At 72.4% G+C, this 13,169-nt stretch carries 14 protein-coding genes; 5 read left to right on the top strand and 9 right to left on the bottom strand.

What is annotated here, in order from left to right; translation table 11 throughout:
- Positions 1-117: 117 nt before the first annotated feature.
- Both ABH920_RS34565 and ABH920_RS34560 read right to left on the bottom strand, forming a co-directional pair.
- Positions 118-987 carry a hypothetical protein gene (locus tag ABH920_RS34565; protein ID WP_370353453.1) on the bottom strand — a complete coding sequence of 290 codons (870 nt, stop codon included), beginning with the start codon at positions 985-987 and terminating at the stop codon, positions 118-120.
- A gap of 44 nt (positions 988-1,031) precedes the next feature.
- Positions 1,032-1,907 carry a MerR family transcriptional regulator gene (locus ABH920_RS34560; protein WP_370353452.1) on the bottom strand — a complete coding sequence of 292 codons (876 nt, stop codon included), beginning with the start codon at positions 1,905-1,907 and terminating at the stop codon, positions 1,032-1,034.
- 137 nt (positions 1,908-2,044) lie between these two features.
- Here ABH920_RS34560 and ABH920_RS34555 point away from each other — a divergent pair, with 137 nt between their 5' ends.
- Positions 2,045-2,209 (top strand): hypothetical protein, encoded by a 165-nt coding sequence (locus tag ABH920_RS34555; protein WP_370353451.1) that lies wholly within the window; start codon positions 2,045-2,047, stop codon positions 2,207-2,209.
- Between the two features lie 29 nt (positions 2,210-2,238).
- On the opposite strand, the gene ABH920_RS34550 is transcribed toward ABH920_RS34555, so the two are convergent.
- Genes ABH920_RS34550 through ABH920_RS34535 form a run of 4 tightly spaced genes read right to left on the bottom strand, consistent with a single transcriptional unit; the run spans position 2,239 to position 5,750 of the window.
- Positions 2,239-3,378, bottom strand: a complete 1,140-nt coding sequence (locus ABH920_RS34550; RefSeq protein ID WP_370353450.1) for a CaiB/BaiF CoA transferase family protein — start codon at positions 3,376-3,378, stop codon at positions 2,239-2,241.
- Between the two features lie 54 nt (positions 3,379-3,432).
- Entirely contained in the window at positions 3,433-4,047 is a 615-nt protein-coding gene (locus ABH920_RS34545) for a TetR/AcrR family transcriptional regulator (protein ID WP_370353449.1), read from the bottom strand.
- A 40-nt stretch (positions 4,048-4,087) separates the two neighbouring features.
- Positions 4,088-4,417, bottom strand: a complete 330-nt coding sequence (locus tag ABH920_RS34540) for an alkyl sulfatase C-terminal domain-containing protein (protein WP_370353448.1) — start codon at positions 4,415-4,417, stop codon at positions 4,088-4,090.
- A 10-nt stretch (positions 4,418-4,427) separates the two neighbouring features.
- Complete coding sequence (locus ABH920_RS34535; protein WP_370353447.1) at positions 4,428-5,750, bottom strand: glycosyltransferase 87 family protein; 1,323 nt, start codon at positions 5,748-5,750, stop codon at positions 4,428-4,430.
- A gap of 434 nt (positions 5,751-6,184) precedes the next feature.
- Here ABH920_RS34535 and ABH920_RS34530 point away from each other — a divergent pair, with 434 nt between their 5' ends.
- From ABH920_RS34530 to recN, 4 genes are all read left to right on the top strand, one after another.
- The gene (locus tag ABH920_RS34530; RefSeq protein WP_370353446.1) at positions 6,185-6,481 is read left to right on the top strand and encodes a hypothetical protein; all 297 of its coding nucleotides are present in this window, start codon (positions 6,185-6,187) and stop codon (positions 6,479-6,481) included.
- On the top strand, positions 6,478-7,383 hold the full coding sequence (locus ABH920_RS34525; protein ID WP_370353445.1) for a TlyA family RNA methyltransferase: 906 nt from the start codon (positions 6,478-6,480) through the stop codon (positions 7,381-7,383). Before ABH920_RS34530 ends, ABH920_RS34525 begins: the two co-directional genes overlap by 4 nt.
- Positions 7,383-8,288 (top strand): NAD kinase, encoded by a 906-nt coding sequence (locus ABH920_RS34520; RefSeq protein ID WP_370353444.1) that lies wholly within the window; start codon positions 7,383-7,385, stop codon positions 8,286-8,288. Before ABH920_RS34525 ends, ABH920_RS34520 begins: the two co-directional genes overlap by 1 nt.
- A 134-nt stretch (positions 8,289-8,422) precedes the next feature.
- A complete protein-coding gene (gene recN, locus ABH920_RS34515) occupies positions 8,423-10,171 on the top strand; it encodes a DNA repair protein RecN (protein ID WP_370353443.1) in 1,749 nt (582 codons plus the stop codon).
- Between the two features lie 109 nt (positions 10,172-10,280).
- Here recN and ABH920_RS34510 read toward each other — a convergent pair whose 3' ends face one another.
- From ABH920_RS34510 to ABH920_RS34500, 3 genes are all read right to left on the bottom strand, one after another.
- Positions 10,281-10,907, bottom strand: a complete 627-nt coding sequence (locus tag ABH920_RS34510; RefSeq protein ID WP_370353442.1) for a response regulator — start codon at positions 10,905-10,907, stop codon at positions 10,281-10,283.
- A 35-nt stretch (positions 10,908-10,942) separates the two neighbouring features.
- Positions 10,943-12,331: a sensor histidine kinase gene (locus ABH920_RS34505; protein WP_370353441.1), complete on the bottom strand. Its 1,389-nt coding sequence runs from the start codon at positions 12,329-12,331 to the stop codon at positions 10,943-10,945.
- Positions 12,332-12,591: 260 nt separating this feature from the next.
- A complete protein-coding gene (locus ABH920_RS34500) occupies positions 12,592-13,065 on the bottom strand; it encodes a hypothetical protein (RefSeq protein ID WP_370353440.1) in 474 nt (157 codons plus the stop codon).
- Positions 13,066-13,169: the final 104 nt, after the last annotated feature.

The following is a 13,169-nucleotide window of genomic DNA, read 5'->3' as shown; positions in this document are numbered from 1 at the left end:
TGGAGGTAGGGCTCGGGCCCGGAAGGTGCTCGGGTCTGGAGGGCCCGGATCGGATCAGGCAGCCGCGCTGAACTAGGGATCGCGGATCAGGCAGCAGCGCTGAACCAGGGACCGCAGTCAGGCGGTAGTACCGAACCAGGGACCCCGGTCCAGTCGGTCCTGCACGGCCTCGCGCGCGCCGGGGTCGGCGATGCGGTCGGTGAGGTGCTGGGCGCGGGTTTTGAGGTCGGCGGCGTCCGGCGATCCGGTGGCGGCGGCGGTGCGGGCCAGGATCTCGGTGGCGAAGGCGCGGTCCCAGTCGGTGAAGTCCTCGGGGGATTCGGCGATCAGTTCCGCGTAGCGCGGGGCGTGGAGAGCGGCGATGTGGGGTCGTCCGATCGCGAGCGCGGTCTGGGCGATGGTGTATTCGCCGCGGCCGTGGTGCGCCGGTGTGCCGGCTTCCAGCCAGTGGTAGCACGCCGCGTAGGCCTGGTAGAGCGCGCGGTCCTGCTCCGGGCGCGGTGTGTCGGGAGTGAGGTCGAACAGTAGGTCCCCGAGCTCGTTGTTGAGTTCGACGGCGAACCAGCGGTGGAGATCACGCTCGCGCGGTTGCCGACTGCCGAACGCCGAGACCGCGTCCGGCCAGCGGGCGTAGCCGTGTTCGCGGGCGACGACGTGCTGCGCGTCGCGGATGGAGAACCGGTCGAGGTCTGTCACGCCGGCCTCGGCCGCGCGCTCGGCGGCGCCGGGCTCGCCGCGCCGGACGGCCAGGCGCAGGTCCTTGGCCTGGTTGCGCAGCTGAGCCAGGTCGGCCTCCGAGGGAGGAGCGGGCACGGTGTCGGTCTCGGCAACGGTGTCAGTCATGGCGGCGGCGTCGGTCTTAGCAACGGTGTCAGTCATGGCGGCAGTGTCGGTCTTGGCAACGGTGTCAGTCATGGCGGCGGCGTCGGTCATGGCGGCGGCGTCGGTCTTCGCAACGGTGTCGGTCTTAGCAACGGTGTCGGTCATGGCGGCAGCGTCGGTCTTAGCAACGGTGTCAGTCATGGCAGCCGTCACCAGAACCGAGGTTGCCCGGGAATGGCTTCCAGATCGCTCAGGACCAGCTCGCGCTCCTCGTCCTCGGCGATGTCCTCCGCGGCGGCCAGAGCCTGCTCGGTCCAGGCCCGGGCCTGCTCCTTGTCGCCGGCCACCGCGTGAGCACGGGCCAGCGACTCGTACGCGAACGCCAGGTCCCAGTCCGCGGTGCCGTGCTCCTGGCAGATCTCCAGGCCCCGCCTGGCGTGGTACAGAGCGGGCTCTGCCCGTCCGAGTACGGAGTAGACCCGTGACACCTGCCACTCGCCGCGGCTGCGGTTCACAGCAGTGCCGATCTGGCCCCAGTGGTAGCGCGAGGCGTGCGCCATGTGCAGCATCCGGTCGTCGTCCTCGACGCTGCGCTCCTCCTGCTCCAGCAGCCGCCACACCCCGTTGAAGAGGCCGGCGGCCAGGCGCCGCTCGTCGCCCGCCGGGCCGGAGGTGTCCTGCTTGTCGTTCTCGTTCTCGTTCTCGTTCTTGTTCTGATCGGTCATCGCCGTGGTGACTCCGTCCTCGATGAGATGGTCGGTGCGGTGCAGGTCGCCGCGGACCCGGTCCAGACGGGCCTGGAGCCGGCGCCGGTGCCGGTGCAGAACCTGCTGGATCGCGGCCTCGTCGTCCGGCCGGGCCAGGCACTCGCGCACCTGGTCCAGCGGCACGTCGACGGAGCGCAGGAGTCGTACCAGCCGCGCGGGCCCGACCTGCTCGGCGCTGTAGAGCCGGTAGCCGGTGCCGGCGTCGACCACGGCCGGCGCCAGCAGTCCGACCCGGTCGTAGTGCCTCAGGGCCTTCGCGGTCAGTCCGACGCGACGCGCCAGCTGCCCGACCGTGATCAGCTCGGGTTCATCCGCCATGCCCCGAACCTAGAACCTTGCCCCGGGGAAACCTCAAACGCGGCGCCGAGCGTGCCGAGGGTCCCGGTCCGCGGCCGCGTCCCCTACCTGGACCTCTCACGCTCGCCCCGCGACCGCCGGCGCCCGAGGCTGGCGGCATGAAGGATCTCGACTGGCGCCCGGCCATCCGCATCGTCCTCGTCGGCGACGGCGACTACCCCGTCAATTCCGTGGCTTTCGCCGCAGGTTGGGTCTTCGCCAAGAACGAGCACGGGACCGTGGCGTTCCCGGCCTCGCAGGTCGTGAAGGTCAGCCTGGGCTGACTGAGCCGTCAGCCGTCAGCCGTCACCCCTCAGCCCTCGGCCTGCACCACGACCCCCGCCGCCACCAGCGCCTCCACATCCCCGAACCCCCAAGCCGCCAGCGCCTCCCGCGTGTGCGCCCCGGCCCCGCACGGCGGCAGCCCCAGCTCCGCCGACGTCCGCGAGAACCGCGGCGCCGGCGCCGGCTGCGTCAGCCCGTCCCGCTCCACCAGCGTCCCGCGCGCCGCCAGGTGCGGGTGCGCCGCCGCCTCCTTCGCCGACAGCACCGGCGCCACGCACGCGTCGCTGCCGTCGAACACCTCGGTCCACTCCGCGCGCGTCCGCGTCCGGAACACCTCCGCGAGCAGCGCCCGCAGCTCCGGCCAGCGCTCGCGGTCGTTCTGCTCCGGGGCGCGCTCGGCGATCCCCAGCCGCCGCACCAGCTCGGCGAAGAACTGCGGTTCGATCGCGCCGACCGCCATGTACTCCCCGTCGGCCGTCTCGTACACGTCGTAGTACGGCGCCCCGGTGTCCAGCAGGTTCGTCCCGCGCCGGTCGCGCCACAGGCCCAGGCTGACGAAGCCGTGCAGGATCGCCGACAGGTGCGCGGTGCCGTCGACGATCGCCGCGTCCACGACCTGCCCGCGCCCCGAGCGCGCCGTCTCCCACAGTGCCGCCAGGATCCCGGTGACCAGGTACATCGACCCGCCGCCGAAGTCCCCGACCAGGTTCAGCGGGACCTGCGGCGGGCCGCCGGCCCGGCCGATGGCGTGCAGGGTGCCGGTGACCGCGATGTAGCCGATGTCGTGGCCCGCGGTCGGGGCCAGCGGCCCGTCCTGGCCCCAGCCGGTCATCCGGCCGTAGACCAGCTTCGGGTTGCGGGCCAGGCACGCCTCCGGCCCGATGCCCAGGCGCTCGGCCACGCCCGGCCGGTAGCCCTCGATCAGCACGTCCGCCTGCTCGGCCAGCCGCAGCACCACCTCGGCGCCCCCGGGGTGCTTCAGGTCCACCGCGACCGAGCGCCGGCCCCGGTTGAGCACGTCCCTGTCGCCGAGCGACAGCCCGCCGCCGCCGGGCCGGTCCACCCGGACCACCTCGGCGCCGAGGTCGGCGAGCAGCATCGCGGCGAACGGCCCGGGCCCGATGCCCGCGATCTCCACGACCTTCAGTCCCTGCAGCGGCCCTGTCATGCACCCTCCCGGAGTGTCGGCGGTACCGTTTCTGACGGTGTATCAGATGGGGCTTCAGGGCGCCTGTTCGAACAACGGCCGCAGCAGCGCCTTCGACCTCTGCCAGCGCTCATCGAGCCGCGCCGAGGGATGGGGATGCAGGAACGAGACCATCCGCAGCCCCCTGATCGCCTCCAGCGCGGTCAGCAGCCGCAGCTGGAAGTCCGGCAGCGCGGTCACCGCCGGTCCGAACAGCACCACCGAGACCTCCGCGAACCGCGCGGTCAGCGCCCGCTCGAACGCGGTCGTCGCCTCCCGCAGCTCCGGATCGGTCCGCGCGGCCACCCACAGCTCGATCGCGGCGTCGAACGTCGGGCCCTGATGGGCCTTCCACAGCAGCTCCAGCGCGTCCCCGACGGGGTCGGCGGAGCCCGCCAGCAGGTCCGGCCGGGCCAGCACGTCCGTGGCCTGCTGCTCGGCCAGATGCCGCACCGCCGCCACGACCAGCTCGTCCTTGGTCGCGAAGTGGTGCACCTGGGCCCCGCGCGAGACCCCGGCCAGCTCCGAGACCCGCGTGGTCGTGGTGCCGGCGTAGCCGTGCTTCACCAGGCACTCGACGGTCGCGTCGAGCAGCAGGCGGCGGGTCGCGGCGGAGCGTTCCTCCTGGGTGCGGCGTGCGGGTGCGGTCACGCGCACCAACTTACATGCAGCGCTGCCGGTTTGTTTACCGTCAGACCAGCTTCCGAAGCCGCAGCAGGTCCGAGAACGAAGCCTCCAGCTTCACCCGCCCCCGAGCCCACGCCGAAGCGAAGTTCAGATCCCCGGCGACCAGCGCGAGCAGATCGTCACTGTTGATCGTCAGCCGGATCTGCGCCCGGTCGCTCGGCTCGGTGGTGACGTCCTCCAACGTCCCCTCGCGCAGCGTCCCGTGAAAGGTCACGTCCAGATCCGGGACCCGCAGGCTCACGGTCCGTACGAGCTTCTTGTTCGACTCGTCCATCTCGCCGAGCTTCCCGGCGAATTCCTTCAGTGCTTCCCGGCATTCCTCGATGGTGGCCACGCGCGTGACCTTAACGCACCTCGGCCGGTGTACGCGTGCTGCTCGCGGCCGGCACGCGCGGCGCCGGGAGCGGCGCGGCCCGCCCGGCCGGCTTGTTCTTGCGCGAGACCGCCGCCCAGACCACGAACGACAGCGTGATGAGCAGGTACGCGTCGCCGATCACGTTCTCCCACCAGCCCCAGTGCATCTCCAGGCCGTTGTTGGTCGGGAACAGCAGCAGCGGGCCGATCAGGAACACCACGGTGAGCAGCGCCAGGCCGGCCATCTTCAGGCGGTCGCGGCCGCGCACGATCTGGATCGCGAACGGCAGCAGCATCGGCGCGATCCACACCCAGTGGTGCGACCAGGAGACCGGGGAGATGAGCAGCTGGCAGGCGGCGACCACGGCCAGCGCGCACACCGGGTCCTCGCGCCGGATCGCACGCCGGGCGCCCAGGTAGGCCAGGCCGATGACGACCATCGACAGCGCGAACCAGAGGTGCTCCTCGGTCTTCACCGACATCGCCATGCCGGGCAGGCCGCCGAGCCGGTGCAGGCCGCCGCGCAGCGACTGGTTGGCGGCGTATCCGAGGTCGCCGATGCGGGTCGGGTCGAAGACCGTCGCGGTCCAGTACGCCTTGCTGTCGCGGGGCGCCAGGATGAAGCTGAGCGACGTCGCTCCGACGAAGGACGCCGCCATGTTGGAGGCGGTCTTCCACTGCCGGCGCGCCACGAAGTAGAGCAGGAACACCGCCGGGGTCAGCTTGATCGCCGCGGCGATGCCGGCCAGCACGCCGCGCGGGATCCGGGTCTTGGGGCCCAGGGCGTCGGTGACGACCAGCCCCATCAGCAGCAGGTTGATCTGCCCGTGCAGGAACGTGCTGCTGATCGGCTCCATCACCAGGCTGGCCAGGGTCAGCGTGACCAGCACCCGGGGCGTGGGCTCGGGCAGGAAGCGGGCCCCGGCGCGGTTGTGCAGCACCAGGTAGATGGTCCAGGTCAGGGCACTGAACCCGATCGCCACCATGAGCACCGCGGCCAGGTAGTACCCGACGAAGCCCAGCACGCTGAACACCACGGCCGCGAACGGCGGGTAGGTGAACGGCAGGTCCGGGCCCTTGAGCGGATGCGGGAAGCGTGCCGTGTACAGCGGCAGGTCCTTCATGAAGGAGATCCCGCCGTCCCGGTAGACCTTCAGGTCTATCAGCGGGTTCCCGCCCTTGCCGGCTATCAGCCCGACTCCGAAGACCAGAACGGCCGCGGCCATCCACCAGGCGGCCGCCCGGCGGCGGCTCCACGGCTTGTAGGAGGTTGTCAAACGGTCGATCCAGGCACCGTCGTCCACCATCGCCATGCCAGCGCAGCTCCTCACGAATTCGACGCCGGCGACCGGCAGACCCACGTTTCCCATCCCGCCACGGCGATGGGAATCACCCCGACAGCCGCTGATGTTAGCGGATGTGGGCACCCTTTGAATGTCACTCGAAAGAGTCTTGAGTTAACGGCGGATGCCATTCAGGCGACGCTCTGACCAGGTTTTCATCGGTGCCTGAAGGAAATCTGATGCCGGAGCTGCGCATTATCGGACGGCAATTGCGAATTCGTGGCCGACCATCCGCGTCGGTCCGGTTCTGCTACAGCTTGTCGTAGTTCGTCGGCGGAGTCAACGCCGCGGCGCCCGCGGCCCCGACGCCCGGCCGCCCCAGAGCGGCCGCACCGGCGCCCACCGCTGTGCACGCGATAGCGTTCATAGTGAACAACCGGCAACCGAAGGCGAGCGGCGCGACCATGGACGAGTTCACGACGGACGGCCCCGAGGGCGGCGTCCTGGCCGGCCTGTTGGGCGACCCCCGGGAGGCGGCGCGCGCCGAGGAGCCCGTCGTCCCGTTCCATGAGACCTCCGAAACCGTCGACTTCCAAGTGGATTACGAGCACTCCGGCGACCGCCGCGTCGACGACGCCCTGGACCGTCTGGCCGGGCTGCCCGGCACGCCGCTGGCCGGCCACGCCGACGTGTACGACGCCGTCCACACCGAGCTGCGCGCGGTCCTGTCCGAGCAGCCCGCGGCCCAGGGCCCCCGGTGACCGCCCGGCGCCGCCTGGACGCCGAGCTGGTGCGCCGCAACCTCGCCCGCTCCCGCGAGCAGGCCCGGGAGCTGATCGAGGCCGGTCGGGTGAAGGTCGGCGGCCAGACCGCGGGCAAGCCCGCGACGCAGGTGGAGACCTCCGCGGCGATCGTGGTGGCCGAGGCCGGCACCGGCCCGGACTACGTCTCGCGCGGCGGGCACAAGCTGGCCGGCGCGCTGGCCGCGTTCGCCGCCGACGGCCTGAGCTTCGCCGGCCGCCGCGCGCTGGACGCCGGCGCCTCCACCGGCGGTTTCACCGACGTGCTGCTGCGCAACGGCGCCGCGCACGTGGTCGCCGTCGACGTCGGCTACGGCCAGCTCGCCTGGTCGCTGCGCACCGACGAGCGGGTCACCGTCCTGGACCGCACCAACGTGCGCGACCTGGCGCCGGAGATGATCGGCGGTCCGGTGGAACTCGTGGTGGGTGATCTGTCGTTCATCTCACTGCGGCTGGTGCTGCCGGCGCTGGCCGCCTGCGCGACCGAGGAGGCGGATCTGACCCTGATGGTCAAGCCGCAGTTCGAGGTCGGCCGGGAGCGGTTGGGCTCCGGCGGCGTGGTGCGCGACGTCGGCCTGCACGCCGAGGCGGTGCGGGACGTGGCCGCCGCGGCGGGCCGGGCCGGGCTCGGGGTGCGCGGCGTGGCCGCCAGCCCGCTGCCGGGACCGGCGGGCAACGTCGAGTACTTCCTGTGGCTGCGGGCCGACGCGCCGCCGCTGCGCGAGGAGGACCTGGCGCGCGCCATCAAGGAGGGCCCGGCCGGGGACGGCCGGTTCGACACGGACTCCGCGCCGGAGCCCGCTCCGGACGACATCAGTCGAGCGGGATCGATCGCGAACGAGGGGTCAGGGGAAGCGAGCTGATGGGACACGGCGAGCGCAACGTGCTGTTGGTCGTCCATACCGGCCGGCGGGTGGCGCTGGACGCCGCGCGCGACACGGTCGCGCGGCTGTCGGCCAGCGGGGTCGGGGTGCGCGTGCTGGCCGGGGAGGCCGGGGAGCTGGAGACCGACGCTCCGGTCTGCGCGGCCGGCACCGAGGCGCTGGAGGAGATCGAGCTGGTGGTGGTGCTCGGCGGCGACGGCACGATGCTGCGCGGCGCCGAGGTGGCGCGCTCGGCCGGGGTCCCGCTGCTGGGCGTCAACCTGGGCCGGGTCGGGTTCCTGGCCGAGGCCGAGTACGAGGACCTGGCCTTCGTCGTGGACCGCATCGTGGCCCGGGACTACACGGTCGAGGAGCGGATGACCCTCGACGTCGAGGTCAGCCTCGACGGGCGGGTCGTGGACCGTTCCTGGGCGCTGAACGAGGCCAGCGTGGAGAAGGCCTCGCGCGAGCGGATGCTGGAGGTGCTGGTCTCCATCGACCGCCGGCCGCTGTCGAAGTGGGGCTGCGACGGCGTCATCTTCGCCACCCCGACCGGTTCCACCGCCTACAACTTCTCCGCCGGGGGCCCGATCGTCTGGCCGGACCTGGATGCCCTGCTGCTGGTGCCGATCAGCGCGCACGCGCTGTTCGCGCGGCCGCTGGTGGTCTCCCCGCACTCGCTGCTGGCGCTGGAGCTCCAGCCCAACGGGGACGAGACCGGGAGCAAGGGCGCTGTGATGTGGTGCGACGGCCGCCGGGTGCTCGACCTGCCGGCCGGCGCGCGGGTCGAGGTGCGGCACGGCGCGCTGCCGGTGCGGTTCGCGCGGCTGCACAAGGCGCCGTTCACCGACCGGCTGGTCGCGAAGTTCGCGCTGCCGGTGGACGGCTGGCGCGCGGAGAAGTAGCGGCCGAGCTGAGGTCGTTCCTCACACTGACACCGTGTCAGGGCTGTGAACTTCGCCCCCTAAAGGGACGAATCCGGCGCGCAGGTACCGCTTCCGGCCCGCGAAGACCTAGTGTCGTACCTGTGCTGGAGCAGATGAGGATTCGCGGCCTCGGCGTCATCGAGGACGCGGTATTGGAGCTGTCGCCCGGATTCACGGCCGTCACCGGCGAGACCGGAGCCGGCAAGACGATGGTGGTCACCGGCCTCGGCCTGCTGTTCGGAGGCCGTTCGGACTCCGCCCTGGTCCGGCCCGGCGCCGAGCGGGCCTCGGTCGAGGGCCGCCTGGTCGTGGACCCCAAGGGCGCCGCCGGCCTGGCCGCCGCCGAAGCCGGCGCCGAGCTCGAGCCCGTCGGAAAGGACAAGGCAGAACTCATCATCGCCCGGTCGGTGTCCTCCGAGGGGCGCTCCCGGGCCAGCCTGGGCGGCGCCGCGGTCCCGATCGGCGTCCTCGGCGGCCTGGCCGACGACCTGGTGGCGATGCACGGCCAGTCCGCGCAGCAGTCCCTGTTGCAGCCGGCGCGCCAGCGCCAGGCCCTGGACCGCTACGCCGGCCCGGCCGTCGCCGAGCCCCTGGCCGAGTACAAGGCCTGCTTCGACCGCCTGAAGAAGATCGACTCCACCCTCGACGAGCTGACCACGCGGGCCCGCGAGCGGGCCCAGGAGGCCGACCTGCTGCGCTTCGGCCTGGCCGAGGTCGAGCGCCTGGAGCCGGTCGAGGGCGAGGACGCCGAACTCGACGCCGAGTCCGAGCGCCTCGGCCACGCCGACACGCTGCGCACCGCCTCCGGCGGCGCGCACATGGCGCTGGCCGGCAGCCCCGACGACCCGGCGTCGATCAACGCGCTGTCCCTGGTGTCGGAGGCGACCCGCGCGCTGGAGGCGGCCCGCGGCCACGACCCGGCGCTGGCCGAGCTCGCGCAGCGCCTGGACGAGGCGTCGTTCCTGCTGGCGGACGTCTCCACGGAGCTGGCGGCGTACGCCGACTCGATCGAGGCCGACCCGCGCCGCCTGGCCGACGTCCAGCAGCGCATCAGCGACCTCAACAGCCTGATGCGCAAGTACGGCCCGAAGCTCTCCGACGTCATCGCCTGGGCCTCCGACGGCGCGCTGCGCCTGTCCGAGCTTGAGGGCGACGACGACCGCATCGCCTCCCTGACCGAGGAGCGCACCGCGGCGCGCTCGGAGCTGGCCGGGCACGCCGCGCGGGTGTCGGCGGCGCGCTCGCAGGCCGCGGACAAGTTCGCGGCGGCGGTGACCACGGAGCTGGCCGAGCTGGCGATGCCGCACGCGCGCGTCGAGGTCCCGGTGGCCCAGAAGGACTCCGCCGACGGCCTGGAGCTGGAGCCGGGCGGCCGGACGGTGGCCTTCGGCCCCACCGGCGTCGACGACGTCGAGATCCGCCTGGCCCCGCACCCGGGCGCGCCGTTCCTGCCGATCGCCAAGGGCGCGTCCGGCGGCGAGCTGTCGCGCGTGATGCTGGCGGTCGAGGTGGTCTTCGCCGGCTCGGACCCGGTGCCGACGTTCGTCTTCGACGAGGTCGACGCGGGCGTCGGCGGCAAGGCCGCGGTCGAGGTGGGGCGGCGGCTGGCGCGGCTGGCGCGGTCCGCGCAGGTCGTGGTGGTGACGCACCTGCCGCAGGTGGCGGCGTTCGCCGACCGGCAGCTGGTGGTGAAGAAGGCCAACGACGGGCTGGTGACGCGCTCGGGCGTGGTGGTGCTCGACGACGCGGCGCGGCGGCGGGAGCTGGCGCGGATGCTCGCCGGGCTGGAGGAGTCGGAGCTCGGGCAGGCGCATGCCGACGAGTTGTTGCAGGCGGCTGCGGCGGATCGGCAGCGGGCTTAGGTTTTTGCTTTTTGCTGGGGCCGACCCTGGTTCGGGTCGGCTCTGGTTCGGCTTTGGTTCGGCTCCGGGTCGTCCTCGGCCGGCGGGACCCGGCGTGACCCGGCGCGACTCAGTCGAGCCCGTGCCGCAACGCGTACCGCACGGCCTGAGCCCGGTCGCGAACGCCGATCTTCGCGAACAGATTGTTGATGTGCGTCTTCACCGTCGCGGCGGAGACGAACAATTCCTCGGCGATCTCGGTGTTCGACTTCCCGCGCGCGATGAGCGTCAGCACCTCGGCCTCGCGCGGGGTCAGGTCGACCGAGGGCGGGACGTCGACGGCGGCGGCGAGCAGTATGGCGGTGACCCCGTCGTCCAGCACCGACTGTCCCGACGCGGCGGCTTCGATGGCCCGCGCGATCTCAGCGCGCCCGGACTCCTTGGTGAGGTAGCCGGTGGCGCCGGCTCGCAGAGCTTTGAGGATCGAGGCGTCATCGGCGTGCGTGGTGAGCACCACGACCCGCACATCCGGCGCACTCTCCCCGATCAGCCGAGTCGCCTCGACCCCGTCGACGCCGGGCATCCGCAGATCCATGAGCACGACATCCGGCCGCAGCGTCTCCGCCGCCGCCACCGCCGCCGCACCATCGGCGGCCTCCCCGACCACCTCGACGCCGGGGGTCACGGACAGGAGGGCGACCAGGCCGTCGCGTACTGCTGCTTGGTCATCGGCGACTACTACTCGGATTGCTGCCACGGCAGCATTCTCACAGTGTTCGGGGTGCTGCTGCTTCAGGCGGGGGTGCCACCGAACTCAACCGGCACCACCGCCGCCACCCGGAACCCCCCGCCCTCCGTGCCCCCCGCCTCCACCGACCCGCCGACCAGCCCGACCCGCTCCCGCAGCCCGACCAGTCCCCAGCCGCCGCCGGAGTCCGACAGCGGTGTTGAAGGTCTTGTCGAGGCCTCGTTCTCGACCGTCAGTGTGACCGTGTCCGCTCCCACCGCCAGCCGTACCGCGACCGCCGCGCCGGGTGCGTGCTTGCGCGCGTTCGTCAGTGCTTCCTGCGCCACGCGCTGGAGGGTCTGCGCCGTCTCCACGGCCAGCTCTGGCACCGGTCCGTCGACCACCTCGAACGTCGCCGGCCAGCCGGTGACCTCCGCGTAGTCCGCCGCCAGTACCGCCAGCGTCTCCTCCGGCGGCTTCACGTCCTCGCGCAGCGCCGCCACCGCGCGGCGGACCTCCGACAGGCCGTCGCGGGCCAGACGGCGGGCGCGGATCACCATCGTGTGGGCGCGCTCCAGGTCTGCGCCGTCGGTCATCAGGGCGTCGGCGGCTTCCAGTTGGATCGCCAGGCCCGACAGCGAGTGCGCCAGCACGTCGTGCACGTCCCGGGCGATCCGTCCGCGCTCGGCCAGTGCCGCCGCGTGCGCCTGCTCGGTGTTGGCTCGGCGCGTCATCACCAGCAGGTCCTGCGCACGTTCCAGCGCCAGGCGGCGGGAGCGGCGCGCGTCGCCGAACAGGTAGCCGCTGACCGTCACCGCGACGACCCAGGGGAACTGGCTTCCGTCGTTCGCGGCGACCGCGCTGACCGCGCCGACCACGACGGCCGCGATGCCGACGTACAGCGCGGTCGCCCGCGCTTCGGTCATGGCCTGCAGGTACATCACGCTCATGAAGACGTACGTCAGCCCCGACGGCTCGGCCAGCCCCGGACCGGCCAGCACCGCGCCGCACAGCGCTATCACCGCGACGGCCGGCACCAGCACCGGTATCCGCCGCACCGCCGAGACCGACCACACGACGCCGGCCAGCGCCGCCATCGCGCCGAAGACCCAGGCCGCCGGCCGGTGGCTGTGCGCGACGGTGAACGACACGCCGCCGATGGCCACCAGCCGCAGCACCACGGCGACCGCGGGCCAGCGCTCGGTCCACCGCCGCAGGTCGGGGAACTCCTCGGTGCCGCTGCTCATGATGAGGCCAGTGTGCCCGGCCGACGGGGCGCCAAGCACGTCGGCCACGTCGGCCGCGGCGAGGCGGCTCAGGGCCTCGCCCCAGCTCCGGACCTGGCCGGCGGCCCGGGCTGTGGCTTGGGCGGTGGCTCGGACGGCGCGGGCGGCGCGCGCGGAACGGGTGGCGCGGGTGGCCGGCCCGGCGCTCGTGCTCGTGCCTGTACTCACGCTGGTGCTAACTCCGGTACGAACTCCGGTGCTGGCCCCGGTGCTAACTCCGGTACGAACTCCGGTGCTGGCCCCGGTGCTAACTCCCGTACGAACTCCGGCGCTGGCCCCGGTGCTAACTCCCGTACGAACTCCGGTACTGGCCCCGGTGCTAACTCCCGTACGAACTCCGGTACTGGCCCCGGTGCTAACTCCCGTACGAACTCCGGTGCTGACCCCGGTACCAACTCCCGCACTAACTCCGGTACTCGCGTCGGCACTCACGACCGCGCCAGCACCGGGATCCCGCTGGCGTGCGCCCGCGGCACCACGATCAGCGACTCAGCGGCCAGCGACAGTCCGAACATGAGCATCGTCGAGGAGCTCATCGCCGACTTTCCGGCGCCTGCGCCGACCGCGGCCAGCTCCAGGCCGAAGCGCAGGGCGAAGGAGCCGAGCCAGAGCAGGATCGTGATCGGCCGGTAGCGGGCCCACAGCACGCCGTTGCGCTCGTACAGGTGGATCGAGCTGCCTCGGATCAGGCCGATCGCGACCGACACGCCCGCCTGGATTCCCAGCCACACCTGGTCGGTGTGCGTGAGGGTGCCGCTCTTCTGCAGGATGACGAGGCCGTAGACGGCCAGCACGCCCGGCATGACGATCGAGCGCCGGGTGTCGACCGGACGTCCGGTCAGGCGCTTGCCGATGACCAGCGCGGCGACCGCGACGATGAGGACGATCTGCAGGATGTTCATGTCTTCGACGGTAGGGATTCTGCGGTCTGCGCAGATCGGAGCCGGGGTGGAGACCGGGGTGGAGATTCAGCGCCTCTCCCTTCCCATCCGCCCCGCGTCCCGCA

The sequence above is a fragment of the Catenulispora sp. EB89 genome, assembly GCF_041261445.1.
GTDB lineage: Bacteria > Actinomycetota > Actinomycetes > Streptomycetales > Catenulisporaceae > Catenulispora.
Note: the sequence above shows the minus strand (reverse complement) of the source record. Positions and strands in the feature narration are given on the sequence as shown.